We start from the raw sequence: 15,467 nt of genomic DNA on the forward strand, positions 1-15,467 counted from the left end.
TTGACAATTAATAACTATGTATAATTTTGACGAACTTATTTGTAGGAAAGACACCGATGCTCTAAAGTTAGAGGCATTGGCACCACGATGGGGCAGAACCGACCTCCTACCTATGTGGGTAGCCGATATGGATTTCAAGACCCCAGACTTTATAGTAGAGGCAATGCGCAAACGTATGGAGTGCGAAATTTTCGGTTATACCTCAAAACCTGATAGCTGGTATGAGGCTATTATCAATTGGCAAGCACATCGCCACCAGTGGACGATTAGCAAAGAAATGATTTCGTTTGTACCAGGAGTAGTACCCGCCTTGGCAATGGCAGTGCAAGCCTTCACAGAGCGTGGCGAAAAGGTGATGATTCAGCAGCCTGTATATAACCCTTTTGCTCAGGTAATACGCAACAATCATCGCGAGTTAGTAAACTGTCCTTTAATACTCAGAGATGGACAGTACCATATTGATTTTGATGTTTTTGAAGAGAAAATTAAAGACTGTAAGTTGTTCTTATTCTGCCACCCTCACAACCCTGGTGGACGTGTTTGGACGCGTGAAGAACTCGAAAAAGTAGCTGCTATCTGCGCCGCCCATAAGGTAGTAGTAGTCGCTGATGAAATACACGCTGACCTGACTTTGGCACCATATAAGCACATACCTTTTGCAAGTATTAACGAGCAAGCTCGTGATATTTCGGTAGTATTTGCCTCTCCCAGCAAGGCGTTTAATATGGCAGGCTTAGCTACCTCATATGCTGTGATTGCTAATCCCACGTTACGCAAATGTTTTGAGAGCTATGTAGAAGGAAATGAGTTAGCAGCAGGTAATGTGTTTGCTTTCAATACGGTAGTAGCTGCCTATACAAAAGGAGAAGAATGGCTACAGCAGATGCTAAGTTATGTGCAAGGCAATATTGATTATTTGGTAGATTATCTCCAACAACACTTACCACAACTGAAAGTGATAGTGCCACAAGCCTCTTACTTAGTATTTATTGATTTTAACGCTTTAGGACTTAGCCAGAAAGAGTTGGTAGTCCTCTGTACTAACCAAGCACACTTAGCCCTTAATGACGGAGCTATTTACGGTAAAGAAGGCACGGGGTATATGCGTATCAACCTAGCTTGCCCCCGTAGTATAGTAGCACAAGCCTTAACCCAACTAAAAGAAGCTATAGGGTAAAAGATTATAATTTCTACCTTACAAAATAAAAGCAGCCAAAAAAGTTTAGTTTAAACTTTTTTGGCTGCCTTTTTTAATATCAGTAATACTTCTTACTCTATCTCTATTACTCCTTTAAAGTTCAGCCGATAAGGTTCATCTTTATAAATCGGGAAGCTCTCATCCTGAGTATTAGTTAGTCCAACTCCAGCATATAGTGTGCGAGCATTATGTTTTTCAGCGTGTTTGCGTACTATTTCCATAAACACCACATCGTATTGCTGAGGGTCTTCTCCGTAGGGCACGGCTCGTACTATCACAAAGTATTTCTGATTGTTTTTATCCACACACACAAACTGAGGGTCGCGCTTCAACTCACTATTTACCAACAGAAATTCCCATTGTAGTTCATCGCGCAAAGCATTACCTACAATGTTCATTGCTAAATTATGGAGTTCTTGTCCTGTTAGAGGTGCTTTTTTCATTTCTTCGCCAATTGTTCCAAACCATACACTATCAGATTTTCTACTACTTTTTTAGTATCTTTAGTAAAAGTACCTGCTGCGCGATTAGCAATAATAGCATTGAGTGAAACCGCTTGATGTCCCAAAAGTTTAGAAAGTCCATAAATGGCTGAAGTCTCCATTTCAAGGTTCGTCATTCGGTGTCCCTTATAATTGAAACTATGCAATTTATCATTCAGGGTAGGGTCTTGCACTGGCAGACGCAACATACGCCCCTGAGGACCATAAAACCCCGGTGCTGTACCCGTAATCCCTTCAAATACTTTATCTGTCAAGAGTCGTTGCTTTAAAGTCTCTCCACAACCGACGATATAAGGTCTTCCCTTGTCAGTATTCCACTGGGTATGAGCGATAAAAGCCTCTTCCATAGCTATTTCGCGTACGTTAGGAGCATCTTTATAAGCGTGCAGCATATTGTCCATTCCCAAACCGTGAGACGATAGTACAAAGCTATCTACTGGTATATCAGCTTGTAACGATCCTGAAGTGCCAAAACGCACAATATTGAGCGAGGTAAGCTGCTCTTTAGGCTTACGAGTATGTAAGTCAATATTAAAGAGGGCATCAAGCTCATTGATAACAATATCTATATTATCAGGCCCTATCCCTGTAGAAAGTGCAGTTAAGCGCTTACCTTTGTAAGTACCTGTATGGGTACAAAACTCTCGCTTCTGTGTCTTAAATTCTATAGTATCAAAATAAGCGCTGACACGGGGTACACGGTTAGGGTCTCCTACCAATATAATCGTATCTGCTACTTGTTCAGGTCGCAAATTGATATGGTAAATACTACCATCGGGATTCAAAATAAGTTCTGATTCTTTTATCATAATTCAACTAATCATTATATCCTTCTGAAAAGGAATTCAAATAATTCTCTATAATAGGCCTGCAATCTTCTCTAAAGAACTGTGTCAAATTCTTTATATTTTCTTCTAAATCTTCAGGCACTTCTTTATCTATTCTATTCAATACTACTAGTATCTCTGATTCTCGTTGAGCATTTATCTGCGCAAACATACTAGTCATCTTATGTGCTATTGACTTTATTGTTGCGTAGTCTTGTGCCTCAGCAGAGGTTTTAAGTTTCTGCAGATTTTCATCTGTTTCATTCAAAAAATGCTTATAAATACCTATAATGCCCTCTATGTCATCACCCATAAAACTCTCTAATACCTCAGGAGTATACCCTTTTGTATTATTATAAGGCATTACCATTATTGGTTTATGTTCTACTTCTGTGTCGAGATTAGGGAAGAATACTTTTAGCTTTTCATAAAATTTCTCTGGGGTAAAAGGCTTCGGTAAAATACCTGAAAAACCACTTTTTGTATAAAAACTTTCGGGTACATCACGCCTTCCTGTGATTGCTAATACAGGTAGCGGTGCTGCTGCGTATTTTTCGTTGAAAAGAGTTACAAAATGAAAACCATTCATCTCTGGCAACTGTATATCGGTAATAACTAAGTCAAACTGTAGTTTTTCCAATTCTGAAAGAGCTTCCTTACCATTCGTAAAAGTAATAGCTTCTATTTGCTTTTGCTTTAACAACTCTGTTATCAACGACAAGATGCTTTGGTCATCGTCTATCACCACTATACTAATGTTTTCTGCCAATTTATCTGAAGTGATTATAGGGGTAGTTCGCGTGCGTTCTACCACTTTTTCAGCTAAAAAACGCAAGGTGAAAGTGCTCCCCTTACCTTCTTCACTTTTTAAATATATCTTACCATTCAGCAGATGCGCTAACTTTTGAGAGATGTGCAATCCTAAACCAAAACCTCCATAAAACTTCGATATTTCATCATTTGCTTGAGTGAACTCATTAAAAATATGCTTTTGCTGTTCTTTCTTAATGCCTATACCAGTATCGGTAACTGCTACACCTATCTCATATATATCATCTTTATAAAGGCGAGCGTCAGCTTCTATGCGTACAGTACCTTGTTCTGTAAATTTAAATGCATTAGAAATCAGGTTATAAAGTATCTGCTTAACTCTATAAGCATCGGTCGAAAAGTTTAAGTTATTCACTATATCCGAGAAAGCAAATGAAAGGACTACCTGCTTATTTTTATAAGCCGATTTCACATTACTTGCTACCTCATCTATCACCTCCGGAAGGTTAAAAGGTATCTTCTCAATCACTACTTTTCCAGATTCTATACGAGTGTAATCCAATAGTTCATCTACTAATTTAGAAATATATTCTGAAGAGAATTTTATATGCGAAAGATAGTTTTTACCTTTTTCAGTGATGTCTAACTTACCCAATAATTCCGAGTAGCCTACTATCGAACTCAATGGCGTACGCAGGTCGTGACTCACCATAGAAATAAGCTGTTCTCTGTTTTTCAGTAGATTGTTCGATTTGCGATTAGCAGCCTCTAATTTACGTCTGTAGCGTTGCGAGGTCACAAAATCATTGATAATAATAATACTCGAAATAGCAATGATGCCTAAAGCAATGAGAAACGACAATATTAATAGATTTTTGCTATTCTCAAAGATAGTTTTTCGCTCCTGACTGAGTTTTTGCGAGTTTATCAACACCTCTTCTTCAAAATTATGCAGCAAATCATCTAATTTTTTCGATACTTGCACATCATTTTGCCAAAGTTTATGCATTTTCTCATTTATAAGGCTCTTCGATTGCTGTGCTTCTTCATTTACTTTATTCAGAAGCGACAGCGTTTCCATCACAACCTTATCTATCTTATTGCTTTTCTTTATTTTTTCAAAGGTAGCAGGCACCTTTACACCTTTGTATTTTTTTAAAATAGAAGCAATATCCGATGTAGAGGCATCGGATACTGCATTCTTCTTAGTATTTTCTTTTTTTGCAAAAAACTCATAGCCCAAATAAGGTTCTAAAGACGAAAGTTTCCTAATAGCACTTCTAATAATGATAGAGGTACTATCGCTCTCCTGAAATGCCTTTAGCTCTTGCAGGTTGTTGCTCTTCAGATTCAATAACGAACTAATAGTATCTAAGGTCTGCAATTGTTTTTCAGAAGTAATATCTCGCCTAAATTTTAGCACTTCGTTTTGTAGGTAGACATTTTTCTCTAAAAATGTTTGCAATGCTTCCTTTTCATCACTTCTGATAGCTATACGTCCAGCGTTTTCAGTCTCATTTACCATTGATAGAATCTTGCCTATTTGCACTATTTTATTCCTATCTTCTTGGTTTATCTTCTCTTGGTTCGATAGCTTGTTTATTTCCTTAAATACTATATATCCTGCCACTACCGATACACAGATGAGCAGTATATAGCTTACTATTACTTTTACCGTTATCTTACTGAGCCTCATTCTATTCTAAGCAGTTCGTTCAAACTCTTTTAGCACTTCTACTAGTACCTGCACACTCTCTATTGGCATCGCATTATAGATAGATGCACGATACCCACCCACACTCCGATGACCTTTTACACCACTGATGTTAGCCTCTTTGCAAAGGCTATCAAGGCGCACCTGAGTACTCTCATCTGTCAGGTTGAATACCACATTCATCAGAGAGCGGTCTTCCTTCTCAGCATAGCCCTTTAGCAACGGATTGCGGTCTATCTCAGCGTATAGTAGGTCAGCTTTAGCTCGGTTGCGAACTTCCATAGCCTTAAGCCCTCCTTGAGCTTGTAGCCATTCCAATACCAATAGATTTACATATACGGCAAAAGTAGAAGGCGTATTATACATACTATCATTTTTGATATGCAACTGATAGTCCATCATCGAAGGGAGTTTTCGGCTCACTTTGCCTAATATATCTTTTTTTATTAGTACTAAAGTCGAACCCGAAGCGCCTAAATTCTTCTGCGAACCCGCATATATAAGGTCAAACTTGCTATAGTCCATCGGGCGCGAAAAAATATCCGAACTCATATCAGCTACCAAAGGCACTTTCGTATCCGGAATAGAATGATATTCCGTACCATAGATAGTGTTATTAGTGGTGATATGTAGATAATCTACCTCTGTAGGTACATTTATTTCTTTCGGAATATATTTATATCCCTCTGCCTTCGAGCTTGCCACTACGATAGCCTCGCCAAAGAGAGTCGCCTCTTTGTGAGCCTTATTTGCCCAAGTACCCGTATCTACATAGGCAGCCTTGCGTTCTAATAGGTTATAAGGCACCATCAGAAACTGCATACTCGCTCCTCCTTGTAAGAAAAGTGCTGTATATGTATCGTCTAAACCGGCTATTTCCAAAGCCAAAGAGCGAGCGCGCTCTATTACGCGTACAAATTCTGCACTGCGATGCGATATTTCAGCTACCGATAAGCCAGTTCCTTCGAAGTCTAACAATGCTCTCGAAGCTTTCTCAAATACTTCAGGAGCTAATATTGAAGGCCCCGCGCTAAAGTTGTGTTTTTTCATTATTCCTTGTGTTCTGCTTTGTATTTTACTATAAATTCTTCTACTTGTTGTTTGAGTATGCGCCATAGCTTATCCTGTGCGTGCTCACTTGCCCAAGCGATGTGAGGGGTATAAATCACACGAGGGTGATTAGCTATTTTTAGCAGAGGGTCGTCAGCTGCTGGAGGTTCTTTCTCAAATACATCAGCCGCAAAGCCCATTATTCTATTGCTCTCTATAGCTTCATAAACCGCTTGCGGGTCTACTACTGCCCCACGCGATATGTTTATTAACAACGGTTTCTTTCGCAATTTAGAAATAAACTCTTCATTCACTAAGTGTTTTGTTTCTGGGGTTAGAGGGCAGGTTACCGCTATTATATCACTCTGCGACAACACTTTGCCAAAGTCTGTATATTCTTCATTACGAGGGGCTACATTTTGTCTCTCTGCCCATAACACACGCATACCAAAGGCTCTTGCTACTTTTGTTATCGATTTGCCTATGTTGCCTACTCCTATGATACCCAAGGTTTTACCGTGCAATTCCAATACAGCAGGCTCTGTCAAACAGAAACGCCCATCTTTTTGCCAAGTACCATCAGCTACACTCTCGTGGTAAGTTTTCAAGGCACGCATAGCCGATAACAGCAACATAAAGAAGTGCTCTGTCACACTTTCTGTCGAGTAGCCCGCTACGTTCTTCACCTCAATTCCTAAGGCTTTCGCAGCCTCCCTATCGATATTATCCATACCTGTAGCAGTTAGGTGGATAAGTTTCAAATTAGGCAATTGTCTAAGGATAGCCTCATCTATTTTCACCTTATTTACAATAGCAATGTCTGCCGGCTTCAGGCGCTGTACTATTTCATCAGGGGCAGTCTTCTGAAAAGCCACCCATTGGTTTACTCCCTTAGGAATATCAACATCTATACGCTCTGAGAGCGTGTTACGGTCTAAAAATACTGCTTTCATATAAATTTATTTTATATATTATCAAATTCTGATGCCAGCCGATAGTATCTCTTTGTACTCTTTGTTGCGTTTAAAAAAAGCAATAGCTGCCGGACATACCGGTACCACCTTATACTTTTTCTGCGATACAAGAGCCAGAACCCCTTTGAAAAATTCATCTACAAAGGCTTCATCAGCCGATTCGGGAAGTAAGGTCTTTGTAAAAAATATTTTACGCTCTTGAATTGAGTACTCTACAAAGGCGAGTTCCCCATTTTGCTTAGCCTGATATTGACGCGAAAATTCACTATCTGTTACTTCCATAGCAATATGTTTTTAGTTTTTTAATTAGTAATATGTATTATTCAAAAAATATCGTAACTTTGCCAAGCATTAGTTTTCACCGAACGATGAGCGAACGATCACCAAAGGATGAGCGAACGATGAGCGAACAATCATCGAAGGATACTAATACTTAATCCGGTGCAAAGTTACTAATTTTTCGTAAAAAAGCAATAAGAAATGAATATAAAAGATAAGCCTACAATTTATTTAATGCCGGGAATGGCGGCAAGCCCTAAGATTTTCGAGCGGCTGCACTTCCCTAATACCTATGACATTCACCTCCTCGACTGGATTATGCCTGAAGAAGATGAGTCATTAGCGCATTATGCCAGTCGTTTAGCAAGTACGATTACGGCTCCTAATCCTATTCTTTTGGGCGTATCTTTTGGCGGAATTATAATGCAAGAAGTAGCTAAGCAAATAGATTATAAAAAAGTAGTGATTATATCGAGTGTGAAAACGCAATACGAACTCCCTAAGAAGATGCTATTAGCTCGTTATACGTACTTACATAAGTTATTACCTGTGAGAGCTATTAGCCATTTAGAGTTCTGGAAACGTTTTTCTTTTTCTGAAACGATGAACAAACGCTTGACATTATACGAAAAATATATCGGTTTACGTTCTCCCTCCTACCTCGATTGGTCTATCGACCGCATTGTCAATTGGCAACAAAAAGAGCCTTTACCCCGTACAATTCATATTCACGGCGATAAAGACCCTGTTTTTCCTATTCAGTACATAAAAAATGCCACCGTTATCCACGGTGGCACACATATTATGATTATCAATCGTTATAAATGGTTCAACGAACACCTTATCAATATGATTAAGGAGTAATTATCTAATTTTCAGTGTAACTATTGATATTACAGCTAAGAAAATCCCTACTATCAGAAAACGCATTACTATTTTACTTTCGTGATAGCCTCGTTTCTGATAGTGGTGGTGCAAAGGCGACATTAAGAATATTCTTCTTCCTTCTCCATATTTCTTTTTAGTGTATTTGAAATAAGCGACTTGCAGTATTACTGACAAGTTCTCGACCAAGAAAATACCACAAAGCACTGGTATTAACAGCTCTTTGCGCACTGCAATAGCGATTACCGCTATAATACCACCTATAGTCAAACTACCCGTATCGCCCATAAATACTTGAGCAGGATAGGTATTATACCACAGAAAACCGACCAAAGCACCTGCAAATGCTGCTATAAATACGGTCATCTCACCCACTCTGGGGATATACATTATATTCAGATATTCCGAGAAAATGATATTCCCCGACACCCAAGCAAAAATCCCCAGTGTCAACACTATAATAGCTGAACTACCCGCCGCTAATCCATCAATACCATCTGTTAAGTTCGCTCCATTTGAGACTGCTGTTACTATCAAAATAACCAACGGAATAAACACTAACCACACATATTGATGATAATTTCCGCCCGTCCAGGCTATTAGGTCTGCATAGTCAAACTCATTGTTTTTTACAAAAGGAATAGTCGTCTTAGTCGATTTTATTTCTGGCACTACTACTTCATTAGCACTATCCGCTATCTCATTATTAGTAGTTGTTACCAATTCTGTACGCGTACGCCCTATTCCTGTTTTTTCACTTTTTATAGTTACGGCATCATTAAAATAAAGGGTTGCTCCTACTATTATACCGAGCCCGACTTGTCCTAATACTTTGAAACGCCCTTTGAGTCCCTCTTTATTTTTCCTAAATGTCTTGATATAATCATCTATAAAACCAATAGTTCCCATCCATACTGTAGTAATAAGTAGCAAAATAGTATAGACATTGTTTAGTTTAGCCAACAAAAGGACTGGTATAAGTGTAGCGAGAATAATAATAATCCCCCCCATAGTAGGCGTACCTGCTTTTTCATTTTGTCCACTAAGCCCTAAGTCACGCACTGTTTCACCTATCTGCTTACGTTGCAAAAAGCTAATAATACGCTTACCGTAAATAGTAGAAATCAAGAGCGAAATCAGCAGAGCCATTCCCGCCCTAAACGAAAGGTATTTATATAATCCCGAACCTGGGAAATCGTAATTTTCTAAGTTTTCTAATAGATGATATAGCATTATTTATGTCTTTTATTTTTATTTTAAATGGCTGCAAAGATACAAAACTATTATTAATTTAATAGGTAGTTTTACTTTATTTATTAATTTTGCTGCTTAATTAGTATCTAGTTATCTAATATGCGAAAAGATTCTTATACACCTACAGCCCTTACTGCCTCTGTCATTATTAGGGTACGTTTTAGCGAAACAGACCCCTTAGGTATTGTCTGGCACGGCAATTATATCAAATATTTTGAAGAAGGAAGAGAGGCTTTCGGTCGAAAATACGGACTTTCATACCTTGATGTACAACGTGAAGGCTACGCTACCCCTATCGTAAAATCTCTCTGCGAACATAAGAAAATGGTACAATACGGAGAGCAACTACGTGTAGAAACACACTATATGCTTACTTCTGTAGCCAAATTGGTATTCCGATACTTCCTTTATAACAAAGCTGACGAATTAGTATGTACAGGCGAAACTGTACAAGTATTTACCTCGCTAGCTGATAATTCTCTCGCTCTTTACCCACCTCCTTTCTACGAGAAGTGGAAAAACAAAATGAAAGAACTTTTTTAAACTAACCTTTTCGTTTATCTACAAATTTCATTGGTTTTCTACTGCCCAATGGGTACAACTCTCGCTCTAACTCAGCAATATCGCAATACTCTATCTTAGGCACGACTCTTATTTTAGCTCTAAAATGATTGCTAATACGCTCTTTTAGAGCTTCTGTTGGGGTGCGTGTACCTATCCTGATAAGTATTTCATCAGTGAGTATGCTATTTGTACTTATTTCTATGATGTAATTCTCTATTTCTTCAAAATTAGTGAGCAAATCCATTAATACTGGTAGGTATAAAGTCGTTCCCTTATACTTTATCATCTGTTGTTTGCGCCCTAATACCGGACTTACCCGAGCTGTATTGCGCCCACAAGCACAAGTTCTTGTATGCATCGTCACTATATCGCCAGTTCTAAAACGTACCAAAGGCATTGCTTCTACCCCCAATGTGGTGATAGTCAACTCTCCACTTTCGTTCTCTCCTACTCTATTGCCTGCATCATCTAATACTTCAGTGATGATAAGCTCAGGATGATGATGCCCCCCTTGCTGATATTCGCATTCGGTAAAAGTAGTGCTCATTTCTGTAGAAGCATAAGTAGAATAAAGTTTTATCCCTTTCCATTTCTCGGCTATTTTTTCAGCGAGAAGAGTATTACTAAAATCCTGATTTCTAAGAGACTCTCCTATACATACTACTCCTTTTACTGATGAGGCTTCATAGTCTATCCCATTTTTTTCGGCATAAGCTATCATTTTCAGCAAAAAAGATGGCACAGCTATCAAATAGGTAGGTTCGTATAGCCTAATACTATCCCACTGTAGCTCTGGTATCCCTGCCCCTACCCTTACGATGCTTGCTCCTAATTGGCGTACCCCTAAAAAGTAAGCTAACCCTGCCATAAAACGCCTATCAATAGTAGTCATTAGCTGCACTACATCTCCCTTTTTTATTCCTGCACAAGCCAATGAGATAGCCTCATTATAGGCAAGACGATTCAAATCATTATCCGTCAAACCAAAAGTAACAGGCGTACCAAGTGTACCCGAAGTAGAAGCGTAATCTACAATAGCTGATTTAGGTACACATCTGAAAGCATCGTTATCACGTTGCAAATCATCTTTGCAGGTAGTAGGGAGCTTAGTCAGGTCAGAAAGTGTTTTAATAGCCGAAACATTGATATTATACTCCTTGAAAAGTCGCTTATAGAATGCCGAATGCTCATTTACATACGCTAACACCTCTTGCAACTTTTTCTCCTGCAAAGCTACTATATCAGCCTGCGATTGCTTCTCTATTTCTGGTACCCAATCTTTCATTTAAACTTTATTTAAAAAGTCTTTTAAGCGAGTTTAAAAATCCTTTCTCTACTACATCTATCCCAATACCAAAGTTGCTATCAGCCATTGTATGGTAGTCTTCGCGTACTGGCTCTAATTTGTCTAACGGAATCTCTATATTCATCAGCGGATTGTACTCTACTATCACTTTGCCCGAGTTTTTAGTAATAAACTTTTGGGTTTTATGAGTAAAATACTTGTTCTGTATGTCGCACTCTTGTATAGTGTATTTCTCTTTAGTATCAATATTTTCATCGGTTTGTAGGTAGATTTCATAGCGTTCGCTATCAAAATTATGCCAGAAACTCACATCGCTGTGTTGGTGCTCTCTTATGCTATTTTTCAGCACACTACCGTCAAAATACATAAGGAAACGTTTCCCTTGCGGGTCTACAAAATAAGGATTTTCTATAGTAGCCTCATATTTCACCGTCAATTCGTTTTCTACCTTATCGTCTTTCACTATTTGTAGGGTAGCATCTTTAAATATATCGCGAAAATCCTTGCCTTTACGGTCATTTGCGTAATTAAGAGCATAAAATAATGAGTTGTTCCAACTATCTAAACGCTCGTTTTTATTACTTGATTTAAAATAGCCTCGCATTGTATTAGCGCGGTTGTAGCGGTAGGTAGTCAGTAGCTCTATTTTACCTTTATTTTCTTTCACCACCAAACTAATCTTCTCGTCTATGCAATAATCAGCAAAACGAATAGGTTTGCGTACTTGCAATTCTTGGTCAGGCAAAATTTCCATATAGAAACAGAAAGAGATAACAGCGCGTTTCTCTAATCGGCCAAACTCATTACGAGCAGTAGCATCTATAAAATACTCTTGCCCTTGATGGTTAATTTTCACCACTACATGATTGAATGACAACAATGAAGGTAAGTAGTATTTTAGATAAAAATCTACATTGTAATTCACCAATACTACTGATGAATCTACCCCCAAGTAGTTAAGTACGCACTTCAGCAATACGCATTTTGCCTTGCAGTCTCCTTGCTTATTTTGGTAAGTGAGAGCAGGCTCTTGTGGCTTATGTCCGTTCATCTCATCGGCATTGTACACATAGTAGATGTTATTTTGCACAAATTCTATAGCGTACTGCAGTTTTTCATCAAGGGTAGGCATAGCGTCTAATTTAGCTACCAAATCTGGAGCAAAATCAGTAAGTTGAGCATTGAATACCCCTTCATACAAAGGATAAATATAGTTAGAGAGGTCTTTCCAATTGCTATCGGTAGCAAAATCTATAAAAGGGAATATCTCGCGATTAGGGTCTACAGGATTGATATAATCATTTTCAATGATTTCAAAAGTTTCTCCTTGTGCTAAGTACTTCACCTCACTAGGTAGCACATTTCTTTCTTCATCGCGGAAAAATACATTTTTATAAGCTACTCGTTTATCTCTGTTATTGATAAGTTTAAAGTGGTATCTACCATAAGCCCAATAAGTATCAGGGGTTACATAGATATACTTCATAAAGTCGCGACGCAAAAACTCTTTTTCAGTAAACACTTTTTCTTTAGTGTCTTCCAAAATGAGAATATCATCTAAATGAAGGTCTTTGATTGAAAAATTTAGCTTTTTAGAACTACTAATAACACCTCTATTGCTTTGGTTTTCGTTGTCGAGTACTTTTATGGTAGTATCAGGAGTTTTATCTATAAGCTCTCCATTGCGGTACACACTGATACGGTGAATATTAAAAAATTCATTCTCTTCTAATATCATATCATACATCGAGGCACGCTCTAAGTTCTCTGGTTGCGTGAGCGTATAAGCCATAAAGGTATAATCGGAGGTACTATCAGTGTCTATTTTACTGTATTTATGCAAGAAATAGCAGTAGTCGCGCCCCTCATCGGTTTGCTCTCGAGAGAAGTCGGTATCTACTAATAAAGCTATTATTTCAGTATCTGATAGGGTATTTGCCCAATCGGGAGCTTGTATAAAGCGGTAAAGTTCTTTTTCTTCTGTTTGCACGTTCTTATTATATTTTTATAAAAATAGCCACTTATAGTTACAAACTACAAGTGGCTGCAAAGGTAATACTTTTTATTTTATTTCGGCAACATTTTTACACTTTTAACTAATCTGACAAACTCTTTTCGGTAGCCCTCTGGGTCTTTGCCTATCGCCCCTTCTGCCAATTCTATTACTTGGTCGTAAGTGGCGTTAGCTTTGTTGCTATTGTCTCTTAGCAAAATACCAAATTCGGCTACACTGGCAGCAAATCTATAGTCAGTACTAGTCTCTTTCAAGGCTTTTTTGTTAAATACTAAAGGTTCAGTTATTTCTACACTCTTAGCATCTTTTACTTTAGGGTCTTTGTAGCGTATTTTAAGGAATCCTAACTCATTGCCTTTGCCTTTTTCGTTTAACTCTTGCGACTGATAGCGAAGACTTTGTGCTACTTTCCCGTCTGAAGGTACTAACTCATAAAGTGCAGTAACCGTATGCCCTGCCCCTATCTCGCCAGCATCTTTTTTATCGTTAGTAAAATCTTCATTGGCGAGCATTCTGTTTTCATAACCTATGAGCTTGTATTCTTTTACGTATTTAGGATTGAATTCTAACTGTAGTTTTACATCTTTAGCTACTGCGAAAAGAGTCCCGCTCAACTCATTTATCAACACTTTCTTAGCTTCGGTGATATTGTCTATATAGGCGTAGTTACCATTGCCTTTATCGGCTATGGTTTCTGCCATATCATCGCGGTAATTACCCATTCCAAAGCCCAAAACCGACATATAAATACCACTTTCTCGTTGTTTTTCGATGAACTTTTCTAAATCTGTCGTATTGTTTATTCCTATATTGAAGTCGCCATCAGTAGCTAAAATAATACGGTTATTACCGTTCTTTATAAACGATTTTTGAGCTTGTTCGTAGGCTAACTGTATGCCTCTGCCACCTGAAGTACCTCCACTAGCGTAAAGATTATCAAGCACTTTTATTATTTTTTCTTTGTCTTTTACACGGGTAGATGGAAGGGCTACTTTAGTTCCATTAGCATAGGTTACTATCGCTACTTTGTCATCTGGTCTGAGTTGCCCCAATAGCATTTTGAAAGAAGATTGTAATAAGGGCAATTTATTTTCTTCATCCATCGAGCCTGATACGTCTATGAGGAATACAATATTAGAAGGGGGAGCTTTTGCAAGGTCTATCTTCTTAGTTTGCAAGCCAATACGCAGTAGTAAGTGATTAGGATTCCAAGGAGCAGGTGCTAATTCGGGTGATACGCGTAGCGGACTTACACTTCCTTCTTCGGGAGCAGGATAGTCATAATCAAAATAGTTTACCATTTCCTCTATGCGTACCGCATCTTTGGGGGGTATTTGTCCGTAGCCTATTATGCGGCGTACATTGGCGTAAGCAGCTCTATCTACATCTGCCGAAAAGGTAGTTACAGGTTGTTGAGCTACTGCTACAAATGAATTTTCTTTTATCTCTTTGTAGGTTTCAGCATTGCGCTGTTGGGGTGGAGACGAGAGAATCATCTTAGATGTTGCATTTGCAGAAGGCTCCATTAGGGCAGCTTCATTCGACGTTATCTCTACATCTTCTTCTATTACCTCATTTGGTATTGGATTGATTACACTTATCATTTCACCGCTGTTATGCCGGTGAGAGGGGTCGCCACAAGCCGCTACCATTAGGGCAGCTGCTATACATAAGGATACATTTGTTTTCATAAGGATATTTTTATTAGAGTTTTTCACCCTTATAAAAACAAATGATGTGCCAAACTAATCAATAAATTAAACTTTATTCCTCATTATGAATAAAGCGCTTTTTAGCGTAAAGTTCCTCTTCTGTTTCTTGGTGATTACCATCAGGTACGCAGCAATCTACCGGACATACTGCTGCACATTGAGGCGTATCGTGAAAGCCTATGCACTCAGTGCATTTATCAACTACTATAAAATAATAGTCATCACTAACAGCCTGTATCATCTCATCGGCATCTACTTCAGCTCCACTTGGCAACACAACTCTTCCTCTTAGTGCTGTCCCTTCAGCATAGCTCCATTCTTGCGCTCCCTCATAAATAGCATTATTTGGGCATTCTGGTTCACAAGCCCCACAATTGATACAATTATCCGTTATTATTATAGCCATTTTTTTATCG

14 protein-coding genes are annotated in these 15,467 nt (G+C 38.4%); 3 read left to right on the plus strand and 11 right to left on the minus strand.

What is annotated here, in order from left to right; translation table 11 throughout:
- The first annotated feature begins 16 nt into the window (after positions 1–16).
- Positions 17–1,177: a MalY/PatB family protein gene (locus C8P65_RS06835; protein ID WP_107782167.1), complete on the plus strand. Its 1,161-nt coding sequence runs from the start codon at positions 17–19 to the stop codon at positions 1,175–1,177.
- 92 nt (positions 1,178–1,269) lie between these two features.
- On the opposite strand, the gene C8P65_RS06840 is transcribed toward C8P65_RS06835, so the two are convergent.
- Genes C8P65_RS06840 through C8P65_RS06865 form a run of 6 tightly spaced genes read right to left on the minus strand, consistent with a single transcriptional unit; the run spans position 1,270 to position 7,319 of the window.
- Positions 1,270–1,641, minus strand: coding sequence for a hypothetical protein (locus C8P65_RS06840; protein ID WP_009392716.1), 372 nt, complete (start codon positions 1,639–1,641; stop codon positions 1,270–1,272).
- The gene (locus tag C8P65_RS06845) at positions 1,638–2,510 is read right to left on the minus strand and encodes a nucleoside phosphorylase (RefSeq protein ID WP_107782168.1); all 873 of its coding nucleotides are present in this window, start codon (positions 2,508–2,510) and stop codon (positions 1,638–1,640) included. Before C8P65_RS06845 ends, C8P65_RS06840 begins: the two co-directional genes overlap by 4 nt.
- 7 nt (positions 2,511–2,517) lie before the next feature.
- Positions 2,518–4,995 (minus strand): hybrid sensor histidine kinase/response regulator, encoded by a 2,478-nt coding sequence (locus C8P65_RS06850; protein WP_107782169.1) that lies wholly within the window; start codon positions 4,993–4,995, stop codon positions 2,518–2,520.
- Positions 4,996–5,001: 6 nt separating this feature from the next.
- Positions 5,002–6,063: a 3-phosphoserine/phosphohydroxythreonine transaminase gene (serC, locus tag C8P65_RS06855; RefSeq protein ID WP_095914510.1), complete on the minus strand. Its 1,062-nt coding sequence runs from the start codon at positions 6,061–6,063 to the stop codon at positions 5,002–5,004.
- Positions 6,063–7,016, minus strand: coding sequence for a D-2-hydroxyacid dehydrogenase (locus tag C8P65_RS06860; RefSeq protein WP_107782170.1), 954 nt, complete (start codon positions 7,014–7,016; stop codon positions 6,063–6,065). Before C8P65_RS06860 ends, serC begins: the two co-directional genes overlap by 1 nt.
- 21 nt (positions 7,017–7,037) lie before the next feature.
- Positions 7,038–7,319: a GNAT family N-acetyltransferase gene (locus C8P65_RS06865; protein WP_107782171.1), complete on the minus strand. Its 282-nt coding sequence runs from the start codon at positions 7,317–7,319 to the stop codon at positions 7,038–7,040.
- 198 nt (positions 7,320–7,517) lie between these two features.
- Here C8P65_RS06865 and C8P65_RS06870 point away from each other — a divergent pair, with 198 nt between their 5' ends.
- A complete protein-coding gene (locus C8P65_RS06870; RefSeq protein WP_107782172.1) occupies positions 7,518–8,180 on the plus strand; it encodes an alpha/beta fold hydrolase in 663 nt (220 codons plus the stop codon).
- On the opposite strand, the gene mraY is transcribed toward C8P65_RS06870, so the two are convergent.
- Positions 8,181–9,434 carry a phospho-N-acetylmuramoyl-pentapeptide-transferase gene (mraY, locus tag C8P65_RS06875; protein WP_107782173.1) on the minus strand — a complete coding sequence of 418 codons (1,254 nt, stop codon included), beginning with the start codon at positions 9,432–9,434 and terminating at the stop codon, positions 8,181–8,183.
- A gap of 120 nt (positions 9,435–9,554) precedes the next feature.
- Here mraY and C8P65_RS06880 point away from each other — a divergent pair, with 120 nt between their 5' ends.
- On the plus strand, positions 9,555–9,998 hold the full coding sequence (locus C8P65_RS06880; protein ID WP_095914505.1) for an acyl-CoA thioesterase: 444 nt from the start codon (positions 9,555–9,557) through the stop codon (positions 9,996–9,998).
- 1 nt (position 9,999) lies between these two features.
- On the opposite strand, the gene flxY is transcribed toward C8P65_RS06880, so the two are convergent.
- From flxY to C8P65_RS06900, 4 genes are all read right to left on the minus strand, one after another.
- Positions 10,000–11,304 carry a flexirubin biosynthesis putative acyl-CoA ligase FlxY gene (flxY, locus tag C8P65_RS06885; RefSeq protein WP_107782174.1) on the minus strand — a complete coding sequence of 435 codons (1,305 nt, stop codon included), beginning with the start codon at positions 11,302–11,304 and terminating at the stop codon, positions 10,000–10,002.
- A 7-nt stretch (positions 11,305–11,311) separates the two neighbouring features.
- Positions 11,312–13,315 carry a DUF3857 domain-containing protein gene (locus C8P65_RS06890; RefSeq protein ID WP_107782175.1) on the minus strand — a complete coding sequence of 668 codons (2,004 nt, stop codon included), beginning with the start codon at positions 13,313–13,315 and terminating at the stop codon, positions 11,312–11,314.
- A gap of 77 nt (positions 13,316–13,392) precedes the next feature.
- A complete protein-coding gene (locus tag C8P65_RS06895) occupies positions 13,393–15,030 on the minus strand; it encodes a vWA domain-containing protein (protein WP_107782215.1) in 1,638 nt (545 codons plus the stop codon).
- A 73-nt stretch (positions 15,031–15,103) separates the two neighbouring features.
- Complete coding sequence (locus C8P65_RS06900; protein WP_107782176.1) at positions 15,104–15,457, minus strand: 4Fe-4S binding protein; 354 nt, start codon at positions 15,455–15,457, stop codon at positions 15,104–15,106.
- Between the last annotated feature and the right edge of the window lie 10 nt (positions 15,458–15,467).

It is taken from the genome of Capnocytophaga leadbetteri (assembly GCF_003054025.1).
In the GTDB taxonomy this organism is placed as follows: Bacteria; Bacteroidota; Bacteroidia; order Flavobacteriales; family Flavobacteriaceae; genus Capnocytophaga; species Capnocytophaga leadbetteri.